The organism is Bradyrhizobium sp. P2_E8, from assembly GCF_056403875.1.
Genome location: NZ_JBFUES010001107.1, coordinates 1 through 2,295, shown reverse-complemented (window position 1 = coordinate 2,295; position 2,295 = coordinate 1). Strand labels below are relative to the sequence as shown.

General features: G+C 65.5%; 2 protein-coding genes. Both read left to right on the top strand.

What is annotated here, in order from left to right; all coding sequences use genetic code 11:
- A partial coding sequence (locus AC1D00_RS37290; RefSeq protein ID WP_477014109.1) for an NRAMP family divalent metal transporter occupies positions 1-1,297 on the top strand: 1,297 nt, incomplete at its 5' end.
- Positions 1,298-1,521: 224 nt separating this feature from the next.
- Positions 1,522-2,295 (top strand): enolase-like domain-containing protein (locus tag AC1D00_RS37285; RefSeq protein WP_477014108.1); only part of this gene is annotated, 774 nt, incomplete at its 3' end.

The window sequence follows — 2,295 nt, the reverse complement described above, 5'->3', positions numbered from 1 at the left end:
CCCCGCCAAGAACGACAGCGCCGACGCACCGACGAAGTCCGCGCCGACGCTGCTGCAACGACTGGGCCCCGGCCTCGTCACCGGGGCGGCGGACGACGATCCCTCCGGCATCGCCACCTATTCGCAGGCCGGCGCACAATTCGGCTACGGGCTGCTCTGGACGGTGTTTCTGACCACGCCGTTCATGATCGCCATTCAACTCGTCAGCGCGCAGATCGGCCGGGTTACCGGAAAAGGGCTTGCCGCCAACGTGATGCGGATCGCGCCGCGCTGGGCGGTGCTGGCGCTCGTCGGCCTGCTGGTCGCCGCGAACACCTTCAACATCGCCGCCGACATCGCCGCGATGGCCGAGGCGCTCTCGCTCGTCATCGGCGGTCTCAACCACGAGCACGCGCTGATCTTCGCGGCGGGCTCGACCCTGCTCCAGGTGTTCCTGCCCTATCGCCGCTATTCGCCGGTGCTGAAATTCCTCACCTTGGCGCTRTTCGCCTATGTCGCGACCGCCTTCACCGTGAAGATCCCGTGGAGCACGGCGTTGCTCGCCGCGGTGTGGCCGAAGGCGAATGTCAGCGCCGACTATTTCATGATGGTGGTCGCCGTGCTCGGCACCACCATCAGCCCCTATCTGTTCTTCTGGCAGGCCTCGCAGGAAGTCGAGGAGATGAACCAGGGCAAGCGCGACAAGCCGCTGCGCGAGGAGACGCGGCGCGGCGGCGATCCCGAGCTCGCGCGCATCAAGGCCGACACCACGCTCGGCATGCTGCTGTCGAACGGCATCGCATTCTTCATCATCCTGACCACGGCCTCCGTGCTGAACGCCAACGGCGTCACCCGCATCAGTTCGGCGACCGAAGCCGCCGAGGCGCTGCGGCCGCTCGCCGGCGACTTCACCTTCGCCTTGTTCGCGCTCGGCATCATCGGCACGGGCCTGCTCGCGATCCCGGTGCTGGCGGGCTCGGCCGCTTACGGGGTTGCGGAGATCTTCGGCTGGCGCGCCACGCTCGAGGCAAAGCCCGAGAAGGCGGTCGGCTTCTACACCATCATCGCGGCCGCGACCGCGATCGGCTTCGGCCTCGGCTTCACCGGCATCGACTCGATCCACATGCTGGTGTGGAGCGCCGTGCTCAACGGCATCGTCGCCGTTCCGATCATGGCGATGATGATGCTGATCGTCTCGAGCCGCACGATCATGGGCCGTTTCAGGGCCCGGTCGTGGCTGGTCGCGCTGGGCTGGCTCGGCACCGCGCTGATGGCGCTGGCCGTCCTCGCTCTGCTCGGCTCGTCGGCGATGGGCTGACTAGACTGGCGACAATGCCGCCGAAATCTGCGGTGCGACGACGAAGGCCGCAAACAGGGGCGGCACGATGATGAACCGCAAGAACCGGTCTATCGAAAGCAGATCATAGCTGTCCCCACCTGCTGCGGGCTTCACGCCGGTCCGTGGTTGGCTTAACAGTTGGCCAGGGTCGGGCCTGCGATTGGCCACAAGAAAAGAAGCCCGACCAGACGACAGGGAGCGACATGACCAAATCATCAAAAGCGACAAGCCTTGAAATCCTCGCCTGCGATGCCGGCTGGAGAAACTACCACTTCGTCAAGCTGACGACCGACGACGGCGTCGTCGGCTGGAGCGAGTTCGATGAAGGCTTTGGCTCACCCGGTGTTGGCGCGGCGATCCAGCGCCTGTCCACCCGCATCATCGGGCAGAATATCTTCCAGCATGAGCGCATCTACGCCGAGCTGTTCGCCGCCACGCGTCCCGCGGCCGGCGGGGTGGTGGCGCAAGCGCTCGGGGCGATCGAGAACGCCCTACTCGATGCCAAGGCGAAGTCTCTCGGCGTGCCCTGCTATGAGCTGCTCGGCGGCAAAATCCGCGACCGCGTCCGGGTGTATTGGTCGCATTGCGCGACGTGGCGGATCAATCATCCGTCCTGGTACAAGCCGCCGATCGAAAGCCTCGACGGCGTCAAGGCGATGGGCCGCGAGGTGCGCGAGAAGAAGTTCACCGCGCTCAAGACCAACATCTTCTCCTACGACGGCGGCAAGCCGACCGGCTGGCGGCCCGGCTTCGGCTCGCCCTTCGCACCCGAGATCAACGTCGATCGCAAGATCCTGCGCGACCTGCGCATGCATCTGGAAGCGATCCGCGACGGCGCGGGCCCCGACGTCGACATCCTGCTCGACTGCAACTTCAACGCCAAGACCGAGGGTTACCTGAAGATCCTGCGCACCATCGCGGACCTCGACATGTTCTGGATCGAGATCGATAGTTTCAATCCGGAGGCGCTCGGCTAC